This is a genomic window from Nitritalea sp., from assembly GCF_054166705.1.
In genome coordinates this window covers 158,474-174,994 of record NZ_JBSZCV010000004.1, presented here as the reverse complement: position 1 = coordinate 174,994, position 16,521 = coordinate 158,474, and the positions used below count along the sequence as shown (strand labels likewise).

Here is a 16,521-nt window from a genome sequence, read left to right as displayed (position 1 = left end):
GCTTTTGGTGTTTAGTTTGTTTTGTTTTGGCGTACGCCAAAGCCTTCTACGCCGGTGAGATCTTCTCTGCGCATGTACTGCAGGAGGAGGAGTTGTTTCCCGCCGCTGCTGTTAATTTGAACGCTATCGCTGATACTGAAGGACTTACCAAAGCCTTTTCCAAGGGGTTCGCCCGTTTGGGGATGAAAGAGGGCCAGGTTGTGCAGGTTTTCTTCGATCACTTGTCCAGTGCTATCGAGCAGGAGGTAACGTACGTAGAGATTTCTGTAAGGGTATTCGCTGGTATAGCGCGGGCTAAGCCAAAGGGTACCGGGAAGAATTTCTACTCCCGGGTTATAGCGCAGGGTATCTCCCGCCAGCCAGCGGCCGGCGGGGAGTCCCTGGTGTATTTCGAAATGTCGGTTTTGGCTACAGGCCAGACTTAGCCAGCTGATGCCAAGTGCGAGCAACCCTCTTTTAATCATTGCTGTTTGGGGTGTTCGGATTGTCCTCATTCGGTTTTTGACGTGGGGGAAATTTTCTACGTCCTCTTTTGTTGGCCCCTTCGGGTTTAGCCCCTTCCCGCTGGGAAGCACTTGGATTGCTTTCCTTAGTACTTCCGGAAGCATTCGCCTGATCGGGCCGTTCCCTTTTCGGTTTATTGCGAGATCCCTTGTTTTCTTGTGGTGCGGCGCTCTTCGCTCCCTCGCCAGATTCTAGATTTTGGGGTCGCTGACGTTTTGGGCGTGGCGGTCTGTTTGTGTTTCCTTGTGGTGCGTCCGGACGTTCTGCGGCTTCTTGTGGGTTTCGCTCCGTGTTACGTCCGCGGCGCATTTTGCCTTCGAAGCGCTTGGATTCTCCTGCGGCTGCCTGATCGTCGCCCTTTGCGGCCACGCCGCGGCGTCTGTTCGGTGCAGGGGTATTTTTATCCCCTTCGTTTGGACGTGGAGAGCGGCGATTAGTAGGCCGAGATGCGGGCCGCGGATGGGTAAGCTCCCCAGCAGGCTCCTCGCCCGTTCTGCGCTTTTTCTTTTTCTTCTTTTTGTTTTGGGTAGCGAATTTTTTGTCCAGTAGTTCCAGCTCGCGTGTTGCCTTTTCGATCGAATTCTCCACTTCAGAGGCATCATCGAATTCGAGGTTGAAAGGCTTTTTACCCGCAGCATTTAAGGCTTGGATTTCCTTCACTCGTTCACAAGTGATGCTGTGCCAGTTGTTTTCGCTCTGGTAGGAAAACCACATCAGCTTGCGGAAGATGTCTGTTTTCTGCAGCTTAGCGCTACCCTGTTCGGTAAGCAAGGGCCGGTCTACCTCGGGAATGTCTGCTAAGGCATTCATGTAGGTATCCAGTTCATAGTTGAGGCAGCATTTCAGACGGCCACACTGACCGGAAAGCTTTCCCGGGTTTAAGGAAAGGTTTTGGTAGCGTGCTGCAGAGGTGCTTACACTTTTAAAGTCATGCATCCATGTGGAGCAGCAGAGTTCTCTTCCGCAGACCCCGATGCCGCCTAGCCTGCCGGCCTCTTGGCGCAGGCTAATTTGACGCATTTCTATGCGGATACGAAATTCGGAAGCCAGCACTTTAATCAGCTCACGGAAATCTACACGTTCATCGGCAGAGTAATAGAAGGTAGCCTTCGTATTATCGGCTTGAAACTCGATGTCAGAGAGCTTCATCTGCAGGCCCAGTTCATCGATAATTTGTTTCGTGCGGTAGAGCGTGGGGATTTCACGGTTTTTCGCTTCTTCCCACTTTTCCAGGTCTTTATCGTTTGCCAGGCGGTAGATGCGCGGAATGCTCTCATCGTCGCGAACCTTTCTCTTTTGCATTTGTAGGCGCACCAGTTCGCCCTGTAGGGACACATAGCCGATATGGTGTCCACTTTGGACATCGACGACCACGGGATCACCGGTCGTAAGCGCCAGGTGTGCTACATTTCGAAAATACTCTTTTCTTCCTCCTTTAAACTTGATTTCCACCACATCATAGGTATCCACAGTAGGGATGCCCATATGGGTCAACCAGTCGAAGGCATTCATTTTATTACAATCGCTCGTGCCACAGGTTCCATTATTTTGGCAACCGCCAGTGCCTGTGGTCGTGGAGCAGCTACTACATCCAGCCATACGTATGCTATCCTTTATCTCTATGGGGGTCATTCCCCGTTAAACTAAGGAATCAGCGTGTGATTTATCCGAGCGCCAGCAGGTCTTGCCCGATGTCTTTGCGGTAGTACACGTGGTTCCAACAAATTTTAGCAGCTCCGGCGTAGGAGGCTGCTAATGCCTCTTCGAGGTCTTTTCCTTTTCCCGTGATGGCGAGCACTCTGCCGCCCTGGGTTAGGGTTTCATCGCCCTGTCTTTTCGTACCGGCATGAAACACTTGAACGCCTGGCAGCGCTTCAGCCGCCGAAATTCCTAGGATGCTGTCTCCTTTGGCGTAGCCTTCCGGATAACCTCCCGCCACCATAACTACCGTGGTGCAGGTGTCCGCGGAAACCGTTACTTTCGCCTGATCCAGGGTTCCGGTAGCCATGCCTTTTAGAAACAAGGCAAAGTCACCATCTAGGCGTGGGAGCACCACCTCTGTTTCAGGGTCACCCATGCGCACATTATATTCGATGACGAAGGGCTCACCCTCGACGTTCATCAGTCCGATAAACAAGAATCCTTTGTAGGAAATTCCCGCTGCTTGCAAGCCCTTAAGCGTGGGTTTCACGATCTTTTCCTCCACTTTCGAGAGGAAGTGCTGGTCAGCAAAGGGCACGGGGCTCACGGCGCCCATGCCTCCTGTGTTCAGGCCCGTATCGCCTTCACCGATGCGCTTATAGTCCTTTGCCGCAGGCAAAAGCTGGTAGGCAGTCCCGTCTGTGGCCACAAAAACGGAGAGCTCGATGCCTTTCAAGAAGGCTTCTACCACCACTTTACTGGAGGCCTGTCCGAATTTTTTATCTACCAGCATTTCTTTAAAGGACTGGGCAGCATCTTCATGGCTTTCACAGATAAGTACCCCTTTCCCAGCGGCGAGGCCATCGGCTTTCAGCACGATCGGCAGGGGCTGCTGGCGCAAATAGGCCAAGCCTTCCTCCAGCTCAGCGGCTGTAAAAGTGGCGTAGGCAGCTGTAGGGATATGGTTTTCCTGCATGAAGCGCTTGGAGAAGTCCTTGCTGCCTTCCAGCTGTGCGCCGGCTTGATCAGGTCCTACGATCGGAATGCTGGCGGTGCGCGGGTCCTTTTGGAAGGTGTCCACGATGCCTTTAACGAGAGGATCCTCCGGACCTACTACGATCAACTCGATTTTCTCCTCTACGCAGGCGGTGGCGATGCCCTCGAAATCGTCCACGGCTAGGGGGAGATTCTGCGCAATGGCAGCTGTGCCAGCGTTACCGGGAGCCACGAATAATTTCGTGCAGGAAGGGCTTTGGGCTAATTTCCACGCGAAAGTATGTTCGCGGCCGCCACTTCCTAATACTAATATGTGCATGTTTTTACTGCGGGTTAGTTGGCATGGTCAGAGATAAATTTGATCCGATAGACGCGGATTTCCTCTTCAGCGAAGTCCTCATCCTCCAGTTCTTCTAATGCCAGGCGGATATTATCCGAGCTAGCCGTCATGAAGTAATCGTGGAGGATATCTTCGCGCTCCTCATCCATGATGTTTTCGATATAATAATTGATATTTAGTTTTGTTCCTGAATAGATGATCTGCTCGATTTCTTGTAGGAGCTCTTGCATACTTAGGTTTAAGTTGGAAGCGATATCTTCCAGGTCGATCTTTCTGTCTACCTGTTGGATAATCGAGATCTTGACTTTGGATCTTGTTCCTGAGCTCTTCACCACCACATCGGAGGCGGTTATGATTTCATTCTCTTCTACATATTTTGCGATGAGTTTCAAGAAGGAAGCACCAAATTTAGACACCTTTCCCATGCCGACTCCATTAATCTGAGCCAGCTCTTCCCGAGTAGTGGGGTATACGGTCGCCATTTCCTCGAGGGAAGGGTCCTGAAAGATCACATAAGGAGGGAGTCCTTTAGCCTTCGCTACTTTTTTACGTTCTATTTTTAAAAGTTCGAAAAGCTTCTCATCGTGGGCTTTCCGTTCCATATGATTCTCTTCCTGCCCGTCATTTTCCAGCATGGACTCGAAGTCATGGTCTTTCGACATGATTAAGTCAAAAGGGCTTTCTAGGAAGGCCAGTCCTTTTGGTGTAAGTTTAAGCACACCATAATTTTCGATGTCTTTTTCGAGAAAATTAAAGATGAGTGCCTGCCGATAAATGGTCTTCCAGTGTCGCTCGTCTAATTCTGCACCAACACCGAAAACAGGTAAGGCGTCATGGCCATAAGAGCTCATGTAGTCGTTTTTCACTCCTCGAAGAACATCTACGAGGTGGTCCATTAAAAAACGGTTTTGGGTCAGCTGCACGGTTTGTAGACCCTGTAGCAGCAGTTCCCGCGCCTGAAAAGTTACCTTCGGCTTTTTACAGTTGTCACAGAAGCCACAGTCTTTTTCCATGATTTCCCCGAAATAATGAAGAATGAAGCGCCTGCGGCAAACGGAACTTTCTGCATAGGCGGCCATTTCCTGCAGGAGCAAGCGGGCATTTTCCCTTTCGGTGACGGGTTTATCTTTATTGAATTTTTCAAGCTTGATGATGTCTTCGTAGCGATAGAACATCAGACAGTGTCCTTCCAGGCCATCTCGACCTGCTCTGCCTGTCTCCTGGTAATAACCTTCTAAGGACTTCGGCACATCGTAGTGGATGACATAGCGTACATCCGGCTTGTCGATGCCCATACCGAAGGCGATGGTCGCCACGATGACGTCTACTTCTTCGTTCAGGAAGTCGTCCTGGTTTTTCATGCGCACCTGCTGGTCTAAGCCGGCATGATAGGGAGCTGCTTTAATCCCATTTACCGTTAAAAGCTCAGCGATCTCCTCTACTTTTTTTCGGCTCAAACAGTAGATGATACCCGATTTGCCTTTTTGATTTTTAATGTAGCGGATGATTTGCTTGCGCGTTTCTTCTTTTAACTTCGGCCGAATCTCGTAGTAGAGGTTCGTCCGGTTAAAGGAGGACTTATACAAGTCCGCTTCCTCCATCTGCAAGTTACGCTGAATGTCCTGCTGCACTTTCGGGGTGGCTGTAGCGGTTAGCGCGATGATGGGCAGCTGCTGGCCCAGCTGGGCGATGATACTTTTTATTTTTCTGTACTCAGGGCGAAAGTCATGGCCCCACTCGGAAATACAGTGCGCCTCATCGATGGCCACAAAGCTTAACTTCGCCTGCTGAAGAAAGGTGATATTTTCCTCTTTGGTGAGGCTTTCAGGTGCCACATACAGTAGTTTAGCGTTTCCGGAAAGCACCTCTGCTTTTACCTTATTGACTTCAGATTTATTTAAAGTAGAATTTAGAAAATAGGCGGTAACGCCGATCGAGTTTAGCTGATCCACTTGATTTTTCATCAGCGCGATGAGGGGTGAGATGACAATGGCGGTACCCTCTAGGATGACTGCAGGCAGCTGGTAACAGAGGGACTTGCCCGCCCCAGTAGGCATGATGACAAAGGTGTTTTTCCCCTTCAAGACGCTATCCACGATTGCCTCTTGTGTACCTCTGAACTGGCTAAATCCGAAAATCTTTTTTAGGTTATCCTTTACACGTTGCTCCACTCTTCTCTTCAATTTATGATCTGTGCTTTGCAGGAATCTCTGCGGGTGACAAGCACTTGGCTATACAAAATTAAGCATTAACTTAAGTAAACATGAAATTAAGAAAAAATTTAGAAAGTCTGTTGGCCAGACATTAGTTATTCTACGTATTTTTTGATCCTAGGCAGGATTTTTTTACAGGAAATGGCTGTTGGACCACGCTACAAGGTGGTCCATATATGCTTTTGTGAGTAAGCGCCTGATTTTCAGCGCTTAGTTAGAGTTACTTCAGTTGAGGGTATTCTTTTACAAAAAGGAATCGTTTCTTAACGAAAAGAGGTTGTTATTTGCGAGTTGCCTTTTTTGCCGCAGGCAAAAAAATCTCGTGAAGAAAAGTATCGCCTAAATTCTTTCTGTAGGCGCCATCCTCCTTTTTCTATTTGCTGCTGTAACCTTTCTGCCGTATCTTACGCATGCTTTAGTAAATCATCAATCCTTTCCAATCAGTGTTACTCGGGGAGTTCCCCGCTCTTCTTATGGATCAAAACCCTTTTATCGTCATTATGGCAGGTGGTGTAGGCACCCGATTTTGGCCCTACAGTCGGGTAAAAAAGCCCAAGCAGTTCTTAGATGTACTAGGAACTGGCAAAACCCTGCTCCAAATGACTTATGAGCGTTTTTTACCGCTTACCCGTCCCGACAGGATTTATGTGGTGACCAATAAGAAGTACCAGAAATTTGTTTTTGAGCAACTCCCTGACCTGTCGCAGGAACATGTGCTAGCGGAGCCTTTGCGCCGTAATACGGCGACCTGTGTGGCCTATGCCTGTTATAAAATCCGAAAAATCGACCCTGAGGCGAGGTTAATCGTCACCCCTTCTGATCATTTAATTTTGAAAGAACAGCAGTTTCAAGGGGTCATGCAGGATGCGCTGGCAGCCTGTACCGGTAAAGAGAGTCGCCTGCTGACCATCGGCATTCAGCCAAACCGCCCCGAGACGGGATTCGGATATATCCAATACATTCAAAGGCCCGACACGTCAGTTTTTAAAGTGAAAACATTTACGGAAAAGCCGGATGAACAGCTTGCACAGGCCTTTATCGATAGTGGTGATTTCGTGTGGAATGCAGGCATCTTCGTTTGGACTGTATCGAGCATCATTCGGGCTTTCGAGCAGCATTTGCCGGAAGTGGCAGAGGCTTTTGAGGAGGGGGAGCAGTACCTGGATACAGCAGATGAACCCGCCTTCATCAAACGCGCTTACTCCCTAGTGAAAAACGTTTCCATCGATATCGGTATCCTGGAAAAAGCCACCAATGTGTATACCCTGCTGGCGGATGTGGGCTGGTCCGACCTAGGCTCTTGGATGAGCCTGCATGATGTAAAAGGACGTGATACGGCTAATAACGTGGTGGATGCAAATGCCCTCCTGTTTAACACTAAGAATAGCTACTTGCGCGTAAGCCCCCAAAAGCTTCTGGTGGTCGAAAATTTAGATGGTTACCTTGTGAATGAAACTGAAAATGTCATTCTCATCTGCCGATTAGAAAATGAAAAAAAATTCCGCAAGTTTGTAGCAGCGGCAAGGGAAAAAGGAGAAGATTTTGTGTAAAAGCATTTGGCGTCCTGCCCCGTCTGGTCAGTAATTAATCAGAGAGGGGTGTTTACTAGCAGAAGAAAAAAAAGGCAGTTCTTTTAGAAATGCCTTTTTTTTAGCCTATAGCCGAGTCTCGCACGCGGAGATGAAAGCGGGGTAAAAATTTACTTTTTTTTAAACCCAAATGCATCCAAAGGGTTAAAATACAAGTATATACAATCGTTTCTTGTTTCATCGCTCTATAAAACCGTAATGCCTTATGCCTGTTTCCCATTTTCTTCTTCGCTGTGCCATTATCCTGCTGCTTTTTAGTTCATGTGCTTCTCAGAAAGACTTTATTGCGGAATATGATTTTGATTACTCTGGAAAGTTTAAACGCTATAAAACCTTCGGTTTCGTAGAAAATACCCATCCGGATAGTCTAGTGTTTTACCAAGTTATTCGAAATACGATTACCACTCGCTTAAACTCTCAAGGCTTTCGCTTTAATCCGGATAAGCCAGATATTTTAGTCAATTATAAATTGTTTACTGACCAAGTAAAGTACCGCGGATATGATCAGCCACACTTCGATTGGTGGTTGCAGCGCAGAGGTCTCGAATCGTTAGAAGAACCCGACTACCTCAGCGAAGATACGGAGAAAGGCTTCACGCCTCAGGAAAAGGATGAAAACTATCAGCGCGTCCGCTATGTCGAAAACCCGGGGCTGCTGGTGGTTTTTGTGATCGATAATCGGAGAGGACAGACAGTATGGCAAGGGTACACCGCTGCTGCCTTCGATCAGCGGGATGAAACCTTTACCACAGACCTAACCCGCGCCACGTATCGCGTCATGGATCAGTTCCGACTCATAACACGAAATTAAAGGGGCTCCAGCCTTTACTGTGGCATGCGATACGCATAACCTACACTTTCGCGGTCTTTTGTGTCTACGAGACTCAACAGAAATCGCGTTCCAATAGGAGGCGCCGGCAGTTGCAGCTGGCTTTCTCCTGAGCGAATCGGATAAAAAACGCGTTTCATAGGCTGCATGCCGCTGGCGGGGAAGGTGACATAAAGCCCTTTTAGTTCTTGACCACTAAAAGAAACGAGTAGATCGCTTTGCCGCAAGGCCAGTCCTAAGACCTCCGCATTTGGGAAACCATGACGCCGTGCAGGCACACGTGCGGGCATAGAGAAATGCGAGGTCGCTAGCCGTCGTGCTACCTCGGGATGCTGTCGCATGAGGCTAGAAGCGTTATAGAAGGCATTCCCTTTTAGCTGGGGCAAGGCTTTCCGCGCTGCCACCTGATCCAGGAGCTCCTCTTCTCTATCCCAGGCCCTGTCCCCATTATTTTTAATTTTGTACGCCGCATTTCCGATATAAATATGCGTTTTATCGGCATATGTCTGCCACCACTCTAGCAGCACCTGATGGGAGGCGATCGGGTACCGCAAGCTCCAATACAGCTGAGGAGCCACATAGTCCACCCAGCCTTCTTCTATCCAGTGCACCACATCTGCATAGGTTTCATCGTAGGCGGTGGGGCCTGCCTGCGTGGCGCTGCCTTTAGGGTCTTTATTTTTATTTCGCCATACCCCGAAAGGGCTAACGCCTAGCGCAATGTGCGGGAAGTCAGCGCGAAGCATCCGGTGAGTCTCGGCGATGAAGCGGTTGATATTTTCTCTTCTCCAGTCGCCAAGGCTTTGGCCTGGCCGGCCAAAGCGTTTAAACGTATTTCCATCCGGAAAGTCTTGATTGCCTACTTTATAGGGGTAGAAGTAGTCATCCACATGAAGGGCATCGATCGGATAATGCATACAAATCTCCCGCACAACGCGCTGCAGCTTGGCTTGCACCTCGGGGTTTCCCGGATCGTAATAGTAGCGCTTGTCGTAGGCGATCATCCAGTCGGGATGCTGTAACAGGTCATGGCGTGGGCTCAGCACAGAGATGTCTGCCGTGGTAGTGGCCCGAAAAGGATTGATCCAGGCATGAAACTGCATGCCGCGACGATGCGTTTCAGCGATCATCCAGGCGAGTGGGTCCGCCTGATCCCGTAGGCCTTCCCCTTCTTTTCCGGTTAAGAAGCGGGAGTAAGGGGCCTCTACACTGGGGTAAAAGGCATCCCCCGCCGTGCGAACTTGCACGATCACGGCATTAAAATGCAAGCCAGCATAATAGTCTAGCAGGGCTAGAAAAGCCTCTTTGTTGGCTGCGAAGTCTCTATTCCCGCGGGCAGGCCAGTCGATATTAGCGACGGTAGCGACCCAGACCGCACGCATTTCTTCGGGAAGTGGGAGCGGGGATTTTTCCAGCAGTGGCAGCATATTTCCTGTTGGAAGAGCTTCCACATTACGCTCAGGCAGCGGAACGGTAGCTGGCAGCGGTGGGGATAGGGTATGAGAGGAAGCCTGCGTACTGCTGCGCACGGGCGGCGCTTGAGTGAGCTTTGGCTTACAGCCCAAAAAAAGACCAAAAAGCAGGGCTAAACTTCCCAGCATCGGCCAGAAAAGCGAACGGAAGCGGGGCTCTAAGCGCATAGGAGTACTTTATGGCCGGGCCTGAAAGCGATCAGGCCCCAGTTTTTTACGTAGGCGACGCATAAAGGCGTCTCCGGGATCTTGTTTTTTCGTGATGTAGTCCGGATCTGTTTCTTTCCAAAGCGGACTGTCTTTAAATGCTTCATACTCATGATGTCCGATGACATAGCGGATGTTGTGGCGTCGCTGCAAGTGCTCGATAAGGGCGGCATTCGCTTTTAGCTGGGCGCGGGTTAAGGGCGCATCAGGCCCCCCGATGTTTTCGATGCCGATCGCCATATAATTCAGTCCTATCGTATGCCGTCCGAAGGCCGTATCCGGTAGGAGCCGCCAAATGCTGCCGTCGCGATCTACCAAAAAATGTGCCGAAACATTTAAAGCTGATGCGCTGCTCAGCTCCGGCCGCCCACCTAAAAAAGTGGGGTTAAATACCTCATATGTCGCTTCCAAGGTAGGGACGGCTGTCCAGTGCACGACGATCATTTCAGGGGTGATTTCGGTGCTGCTCACCTCCAGCCCATGACGTTTCTGTAAGTACTGCAGGGACAAGCTGTCGCGCACAGCATCGTATACGATCGGTTTTTCATAGATTCGAAAGGTGGCGCGTGAGGCGCAAGAAAAAGCGAGTACACTGGCCACGAGGAACAAAAGTGGGGTAATGCGGAGGCTTCGCAGGCAATTTTGAGCTCTTTTCGGCATTTTTTTGCTGGTTTTTGCGTGATTATGCTGGAGAAATCGAAATTTTACCTAAATTAAAGCAAGTTTTTGATAAAGCACGCCTAAGTATGCTGTTTTATTTGTTTTTAGAAATGCCTTAGTGGACTACATGTATGCTAAAAGAAGAGCGTCAAAAGTATATTTTAGATCAGGTGCATCTGCATAATCGGGTTTTGCTAACAGACTTATCGGAGCACCTCTCGGTATCCATCGATACGGTTCGCCGTGATGTGAAGGAGTTGGATAAAGAAAAAAAGCTGCGTAAGGTGCATGGGGGGGCTACTTCCATCGGCTTTTTAACGGCCTCCCCGAATGATGCCTCCATCTACCTGCATGGAAAAAAAATCGTGATTGCTGAGAAAGCAGTGCAGCTGATCAGAGAGGGCATGGTGCTGCTGATGAGTGGCGGGACGACGAACTTAGAAGTAGTCAAGCTTTTTCCACGCAAGCTTCAGTTTACGGTCATTACGCCCAGCTTGCACGTCGCGCTGCAGCTGATGGAATTCCCGCTCATCGAAGTGATTTTCCTCGGAGGTAAGTTGATGCACGACGCGAAATTCGCCATAGGTGGTACGGTCATCCATGCGCTGCGTGACATTCGCGCAGATCTTTGTTTTTTAGGTACTGGCTACGTCGATCCTAGGCATGGTCTAACGGAGTTCGACTGGGAGGTCGTGCAGGTGAAGCGTGCGATGCTGCAGTCTGCCCGACAAACCGTTTTGCTGACGGTTTCCGACAAATTATATTCTGTTCAGCGCTATAAAACCTGTGCTTTAGATGAGGTGCATACACTTATTACCGAGCTTTCTCCTCAGGATCCGCTGCTACGTGATTTTCAGGGGCTGGCCTTACAGCTGCTCTAGCAAGCAAGTCTGTAGCTAATACAGGTTTGTAGGCGAACTTTTTAGGGGCGTATCGGGTACTATAAAGGAAATTTATCCCCTACATAATGAATCAGCTCGGAGCGCTCCTGTTCTTAACCGCCTTGGTTTTATTTTCTACTTTTCTGAATTGGTACAGCTTCCAGGCTGTTCGTACCTTAATGGAAGCCTATGCTGCTCCGAAAACCCGGCAGTTTGGAGCAGTGATCTACTGGATCCTATTTTCAGGCGTTACAGTATGGATTTTACTGGCTTTTCTACGCATTTTCTCTGAAGGGGAAATCACCGCCAGCACCCAGTCGATGCTAAACGTATTTCTCACCGTAGTGGTCACCCAAGTGACGCTTTCAGTTTTTTTACTCGGGGAGGATCTTTTTCGCCAAGCCAGTGCGGGGATAGGTGTACTGCAGGGGCAGTCTTTTACTTTGCCGGAACGGCGCAACTGGCTGAGCATCCTGGCCCTCACAGTAGCTGCAGTCCCTTTTTTTAGCTTCGTGTACGGTATCGTGGTGGGCAAATATAACTATAAGGTTCACCGTGAGGTGCTCTATGTGGATGCCTTACCCGAGGTTTTCGAAGGCTTTACCATCACGCAGCTTTCGGATATTCATGCCGGCAGCTTGCGGAATCAGAGGGCCGTGGCCGAGGGGGTGGCGCTGGCGCAAAGGCAACAGTCTGATCTCATAGTGTTTACCGGGGATCTGGTGAATCATAAGGCGGATGAAATCGATCCGCTACTCCCTATTTTCAAGACCTTAGAGGCTCCTTATGGCAAGTTCGCTATTCTCGGAAATCACGATTATGGAGACTATGTGCAGTGGTCAAGTCCCGAGGAGAAGGTGGCTAACCTCGCTTCTCTCAAGCAGAAATTTGCTGAGATGGGCTTCCGCCTCTTGCTTGATGAACATGTTCGTATCCAGCGAGAGGAGGAAGCCTGGTATCTCCTAGGGGTAGAAAACTGGGGGGTAGGTTTTAAGGCGAAAGGCGACCTAGAGGCAGCCCTAGAGGGGGTTCCTGAGGCGGCCTTTAAGGTGCTGCTGTCTCATGACCCGTCCCACTGGACGGAAATCGTAAAAAGTCATCCCGTTCCGATTTCACTCACCCTCTCCGGACACACGCATGGCATGCAGTTCGGTATCGAGACACCCATCGTCCGCTGGTCGCCGGTACAGTACCGCTACCCGCATTGGGCAGGGCTAACCGAAGAGGCGGGGCGCTACCTGTATGTGAACCGTGGTTTCGGCTTCCATGCCTTCTCCGGTAGGGTGGGGATCTGGCCGGAAATCACGGTCATCGAACTACGCCGCCGCGATTCTTGAAGGGCAGTGGCTGGTTTTTCAGATAAAATGAAGTAACTTACTTTTTTACGCCATATGCCACGCTTCAGCTGCCTATTTCTTCTGTTTATTGTTGCCTTTTGCTTTGCCGGAACGGCAAGGGACTTATCGCCGGCGGACTCTTCCTTACGGACTGACCCACCCCGAGTGGGCCTGGTACTCAGTGGTGGGGGCGCGAAAGGCTTCGCCCATATCGAGGTGCTGCGGGAGATGGAGCGAGCAGGCATTCGGCCGGATTTTATCGCTGGGACCTCCATGGGAGCTGTTGTGGGCGGGCTCTATGCGAGCGGCTATTCGGTGGATGAACTGGAAGATATTGTACGCTCAGGGGACTGGGGGCTGATCACTTCGAATCGGGTGCGCTTTAACGAAATCGCTTTCGAGGAGAAAGAATATTATAACCGCTATCTGGTGGAGCTCCCGATCGTGGACTGGAGGTTGCAGCTCCCCACAGGCCTAATCGAAGGGCAAGAGCTTTCTCAGCTACTGCATCGGCTCACCTGGCCAGTAAAAGATGTGGTCGACTTCGATGCGCTGCCAATTCCTTTTCGCGCGGTGGCCACAGATGCGCAGTCGGGGCGTGAGGTGGTCATCCGAAAGGGGTACCTGCATGATGCACTGCGGGCCAGTATCGCCATCCCCACAGCTTTCACAGCTTTTCGGACGGACTCTACGCTACTGGTGGATGGTGGGGTGGTCAATAACTTTCCTGTGGATGTGGTGCGCGAAATGGGGGCAGAACTGGTGATTGGGTCCAATGTGGGCGATGATGACTTTAAAGATCTGGAAGGGCTGGGAAATTTTTCTGAAATTCTTTTACAGCTGTCCATGGCGCGCTCCTATGAAAAGCTGCAGGCGCATATCGGCGAGTGTGATGTCTATGTAAGTCCAGACCTAAGCGGCTTCGGGACAGCGTCTTTTAATCGTTTTGAGGGAATTTTAGAACGCGGGCGCCAGGCGGCAGAAGCGGAGCGGGAGGCATTTGAGGCCCTGGCAGAGCGACTGGGTGTGGAAGGAGAGGAGCTTCCTGAGCGCGGACTTTCCCTAGCTGAGTTACGGATTCGGCAAGTTAATTTTACGGGTAATTCCCTGTTTAATACGACTTTACTGGAAAGCAAGCTGGATCTGCCGCTCTGTAGTCCAGTAGGCTCGAATCAGTTAGAACAAGCGATCGCGCGCGTATATGGCATAAATGCATTCCGTAAGGTCGACTACAGCCTCGATCTGAAAGAAGGGGAAAAAGATCTTTTCGACCTCAATATTCGCGTACTGGAAAAGCCTGATGCACTGCTCTTCGCTGCCATCCACTACGATAATCTTTTCTCGGTAGGGATTTTGCTCAACTTAACCCTACGTGACTACATCGGCAGGTTATCCCGTCTGCATCTGATCACAGATATTTCTGAAAATCCCAGCTTTCGGGCAGATTACTACCGGTATTTTACGGAAAAGAAGCGCTATGCTCTGAATGTACGCTACGATTTCCTCTTTCGACGGCTTCCCGTTTATGAACAGGGTCGGCAGCGGGATATCGTGAACAGCCGAGACCAGCAGCTCCTGATTCAGGCGATATCGACACGCTCTTTAAAGCAAAGTTATTTTTTGGGTGTCGTATATGAGCGTAACCGAAGCGCCTCTCGGTTTAATTTTAATTTTCCGGAGGAAGTACGCTTTCTCCGGCAGGAGTTTTTTGGCCCCCGGGCCGTGTATACCCGGAACTCTTTAAACAATCGTAATTTCCCCACAAGCGGTGCGGAGACTTTTGTGCAGGGGCTGTACAAGTTGAGTAGCCGCTACCGGGTGAACCTCTTTTCTGGAGAGGAGGGCTTTGATTTTCAAACCTTAACAGGTGAGCGCAGGGAAATTCCAAAAGAGGGAATCGCCGACTTCTTACAGGACGTCACCCCGCGGGACTATGCCACAGCATTCTTTGCGTATCAGCGCTATTTTCCGCTCGCCAAAGACCAGCAGCTGGCTCCTGAGCTGGGTTTGGGAATGACGTTAAGCAGTGAGAGCCAAGAAAAGCTCTTTCAAAACTTTCCCATCGGAGGGCTGCAGCGCGTCCTGTTCACGGATACCCGCGCATTTGGATGGAACTATGCGGAACTTTTCGCACCGAACTTTATGAAAGTAGGAGCGGCCTACCAGTATACGGGTTGGCGCAAGCTCTACCTACGTGCGGGCACGAATGTGGTGGGCCTGATGCAGCATGTGCCCCTTTCGAATGCTGCCCAACTTGATTTCGATGGCTTGGCCCTAGGTCGGCGGCTGGATATTGGCTACGGTGCTGACCTTTCCTATGATTCCTTTTTCGGCCCCATTACAGTGGGTCTGGGGGGAAATTCGGGTGATCGGAATCTTCGGTTTTACTTTTCTTTCGGCTACTCCTTTAACTTTAATGATCGCTAGTGGTCCTGGGGCCTGCGCTGTGTGACGAGGGGGGTATTCTTTGTCCTTTGCGCGGCAGCGCAAAGGTAAGGTAGCTTTATTCCCTCATGGCGCTGCATTTTCTTCTACATGTGGGGCCATCAGGTGCAAGATGGCGGCGGCTTTAATCAGCTGGGTGCAGGTAAAATACACCGGATTCACCCGGTCTTTGATTTTTACTTCGACGACGCCTTCCTCCAGTGCTAAAATGATATCTTCCACATCTGCGATGCGGTATGCGCGGATTCCAGCGCCATGGTCGATCTCCAGGCTGAGGTTAGTGATCCGGAAAATGCCAGCCACATCGAGGGTATAGCCGATTCTGCGGTAACGGATACCCTCCGAGGTGTAGGAGCTTAGGGTGGCACGCCGAAGAAACTTGCCATCATCTTCGAAGTAACAATTTTCGCCTTTTTTCAACGCTCGGCTAGCATGTATGGGGGCACTTCCTTTCGTATGCATCTGCCGCATTTCCCCGAGTTCGCGAATCATTTGGCGCAGCCGCTGCCGTATTTCAGGGCTCAGATCCCACACAGTGGCTACCTCCATTAGCAGTGTTTCTTCTTCCTGTGTCAGCTGATGATCCGCCAGCAGGGTTTCTACCCGATTTGAAAGTACCATATCTTTCACTAGACGAAGATGCTGGCTTTCTAGGGGCAGCCAGCGGTAGTCGGCGGCCTGAAAAGGGCTGCGGGCTTTATCCAAGTCGGCTTCCAGAAGCCTGCCGGCAAAGTCTAGGGCGAGGGCCTTTTGGTCTTCTAGTGGGAGGGAAGCAGCGTATTGGTTCCAGGTGTCCTGGCCAGGCTGCGTGTGGGGGTCTTCCAGCAAGTACTTTTTCGCCTGTTTCAGTTTATGACGTTCCCACAACTGGTAGGCGTATTTGGCGATCAGATAAAAGGCGATAAGGCCGAGGAAAACGTAGAAGGGCTCCCAGCGGAAAAGAAAGGCGACCACCCCTAGGAGGAAGAGTTTTCCTGCCGGCGAAGGTATAGGTGGCTTATCTAAGGTCTCGACTCCCTTCGGCAGTTCACGTGCCAAAGAAAGGTACGGTGTGGTATGGTCATTAGGCTCGAAGCTGTCCACCACCTGCGGACCGAGCTGCTGAAAGAGTTGTTGCGAAGCACTGGGGGCAGCAGTAGCGGGAGCGGCGGATTGGGCTGCTCTTCCCCGCTTTCCTTTGCTGTCTAAAAACTGCCGATAGTAGATGCCATGTCGCCCGGCATGTACATAGGGTCTGCCTTGGCTGTTCACGCCTAAGCGGGCACCTTTTACGCCGCCCGAGATGCCGATTCCTGATTTTGAGAAATTTAAGCGTAAGGGGCCTACGCCAACAGATTTTCTAAGAAAAAAGCCCATATTCTCTGATTCTTGCCTTGATTTACGGGCTAAAGATAACGTAAGTCACAG

Annotated in this window: 12 protein-coding genes; 5 read left to right on the top strand and 7 right to left on the bottom strand. The window is 50.4% G+C overall.

What is annotated here, in order from left to right:
- Positions 1–11: 11 nt before the first annotated feature.
- The 4 genes from ACXIT9_RS01705 to recQ form a co-directional block, all read right to left on the bottom strand.
- Complete coding sequence (locus ACXIT9_RS01705; protein ID WP_458054515.1) at positions 12–464, bottom strand: gliding motility lipoprotein GldH; 453 nt, start codon at positions 462–464, stop codon at positions 12–14.
- Positions 457–2,016 carry a regulatory iron-sulfur-containing complex subunit RicT gene (ricT, locus tag ACXIT9_RS01700; RefSeq protein ID WP_458054591.1) on the bottom strand — a complete coding sequence of 520 codons (1,560 nt, stop codon included), beginning with the start codon at positions 2,014–2,016 and terminating at the stop codon, positions 457–459. Before ricT ends, ACXIT9_RS01705 begins: the two co-directional genes overlap by 8 nt.
- Positions 2,017–2,167: 151 nt before the next feature.
- The gene (gene purD, locus ACXIT9_RS01695; protein WP_458054514.1) at positions 2,168–3,460 is read right to left on the bottom strand and encodes a phosphoribosylamine--glycine ligase; all 1,293 of its coding nucleotides are present in this window, start codon (positions 3,458–3,460) and stop codon (positions 2,168–2,170) included.
- A 14-nt stretch (positions 3,461–3,474) separates the two neighbouring features.
- Positions 3,475–5,652 carry a DNA helicase RecQ gene (gene recQ / locus ACXIT9_RS01690; RefSeq protein ID WP_458054513.1) on the bottom strand — a complete coding sequence of 726 codons (2,178 nt, stop codon included), beginning with the start codon at positions 5,650–5,652 and terminating at the stop codon, positions 3,475–3,477.
- 515 nt (positions 5,653–6,167) lie between these two features.
- On the opposite strand from recQ, the gene ACXIT9_RS01685 reads away from it, so the two are divergent.
- Positions 6,168–7,244: a mannose-1-phosphate guanylyltransferase gene (locus tag ACXIT9_RS01685; RefSeq protein ID WP_458054512.1), complete on the top strand. Its 1,077-nt coding sequence runs from the start codon at positions 6,168–6,170 to the stop codon at positions 7,242–7,244.
- 244 nt (positions 7,245–7,488) lie between these two features.
- Positions 7,489–8,094 (top strand): DUF4136 domain-containing protein, encoded by a 606-nt coding sequence (locus tag ACXIT9_RS01680; protein ID WP_458054511.1) that lies wholly within the window; start codon positions 7,489–7,491, stop codon positions 8,092–8,094.
- Between the two features lie 14 nt (positions 8,095–8,108).
- On the opposite strand, the gene ACXIT9_RS01675 is transcribed toward ACXIT9_RS01680, so the two are convergent.
- Both ACXIT9_RS01675 and ACXIT9_RS01670 read right to left on the bottom strand, forming a co-directional pair.
- Positions 8,109–9,752 (bottom strand): glycoside hydrolase family 10 protein, encoded by a 1,644-nt coding sequence (locus tag ACXIT9_RS01675; protein WP_458054510.1) that lies wholly within the window; start codon positions 9,750–9,752, stop codon positions 8,109–8,111.
- Positions 9,753–9,761: 9 nt separating this feature from the next.
- Positions 9,762–10,451: an N-acetylmuramoyl-L-alanine amidase gene (locus tag ACXIT9_RS01670; protein WP_458054509.1), complete on the bottom strand. Its 690-nt coding sequence runs from the start codon at positions 10,449–10,451 to the stop codon at positions 9,762–9,764.
- 131 nt (positions 10,452–10,582) lie between these two features.
- Here ACXIT9_RS01670 and ACXIT9_RS01665 point away from each other — a divergent pair, with 131 nt between their 5' ends.
- From ACXIT9_RS01665 to ACXIT9_RS01655, 3 genes are all read left to right on the top strand, one after another.
- Positions 10,583–11,332 carry a DeoR/GlpR family DNA-binding transcription regulator gene (locus tag ACXIT9_RS01665; RefSeq protein ID WP_458054508.1) on the top strand — a complete coding sequence of 250 codons (750 nt, stop codon included), beginning with the start codon at positions 10,583–10,585 and terminating at the stop codon, positions 11,330–11,332.
- 86 nt (positions 11,333–11,418) lie between these two features.
- The gene (locus ACXIT9_RS01660) at positions 11,419–12,669 is read left to right on the top strand and encodes a metallophosphoesterase (RefSeq protein WP_458054507.1); all 1,251 of its coding nucleotides are present in this window, start codon (positions 11,419–11,421) and stop codon (positions 12,667–12,669) included.
- A 54-nt stretch (positions 12,670–12,723) separates the two neighbouring features.
- Positions 12,724–15,096, top strand: coding sequence for a patatin-like phospholipase family protein (locus ACXIT9_RS01655; protein ID WP_458054506.1), 2,373 nt, complete (start codon positions 12,724–12,726; stop codon positions 15,094–15,096).
- Between the two features lie 84 nt (positions 15,097–15,180).
- Here the strand turns inward: ACXIT9_RS01655 and ACXIT9_RS01650 are convergent, their stop codons facing one another.
- Entirely contained in the window at positions 15,181–16,470 is a 1,290-nt protein-coding gene (locus tag ACXIT9_RS01650) for a DUF4236 domain-containing protein (RefSeq protein ID WP_458054505.1), read from the bottom strand.
- Positions 16,471–16,521: the final 51 nt, after the last annotated feature.

What these genes read in the sequence shown, in the direction of transcription:
- ACXIT9_RS01675 (WP_458054510.1), bottom strand. Translation starts at nt 9,752, where the DNA reads ATGCGCTTAGAGCCCCGCTTCCGTTCGCTTTTCTGGCCGATGCTGGGA.
- ricT (WP_458054591.1), bottom strand. Translation starts at nt 2,016, where the DNA reads ATGAATGCCTTCGACTGGTTGACCCATATGGGCATCCCTACTGTGGAT.
- ACXIT9_RS01650 (WP_458054505.1), bottom strand. Translation starts at nt 16,470, where the DNA reads ATGGGCTTTTTTCTTAGAAAATCTGTTGGCGTAGGCCCCTTACGCTTA.
- ACXIT9_RS01655 (WP_458054506.1), top strand. Translation starts at nt 12,724, where the DNA reads ATGCCACGCTTCAGCTGCCTATTTCTTCTGTTTATTGTTGCCTTTTGC.
- purD (WP_458054514.1), bottom strand. Translation starts at nt 3,460, where the DNA reads ATGCACATATTAGTATTAGGAAGTGGCGGCCGCGAACATACTTTCGCG.
- ACXIT9_RS01680 (WP_458054511.1), top strand. Translation starts at nt 7,489, where the DNA reads ATGCCTGTTTCCCATTTTCTTCTTCGCTGTGCCATTATCCTGCTGCTT.
- ACXIT9_RS01685 (WP_458054512.1), top strand. Translation starts at nt 6,168, where the DNA reads ATGGATCAAAACCCTTTTATCGTCATTATGGCAGGTGGTGTAGGCACC.
- ACXIT9_RS01705 (WP_458054515.1), bottom strand. Translation starts at nt 464, where the DNA reads ATGATTAAAAGAGGGTTGCTCGCACTTGGCATCAGCTGGCTAAGTCTG.
- ACXIT9_RS01660 (WP_458054507.1), top strand. Translation starts at nt 11,419, where the DNA reads ATGAATCAGCTCGGAGCGCTCCTGTTCTTAACCGCCTTGGTTTTATTT.
- ACXIT9_RS01665 (WP_458054508.1), top strand. Translation starts at nt 10,583, where the DNA reads ATGCTAAAAGAAGAGCGTCAAAAGTATATTTTAGATCAGGTGCATCTG.
- ACXIT9_RS01670 (WP_458054509.1), bottom strand. Translation starts at nt 10,451, where the DNA reads ATGCCGAAAAGAGCTCAAAATTGCCTGCGAAGCCTCCGCATTACCCCA.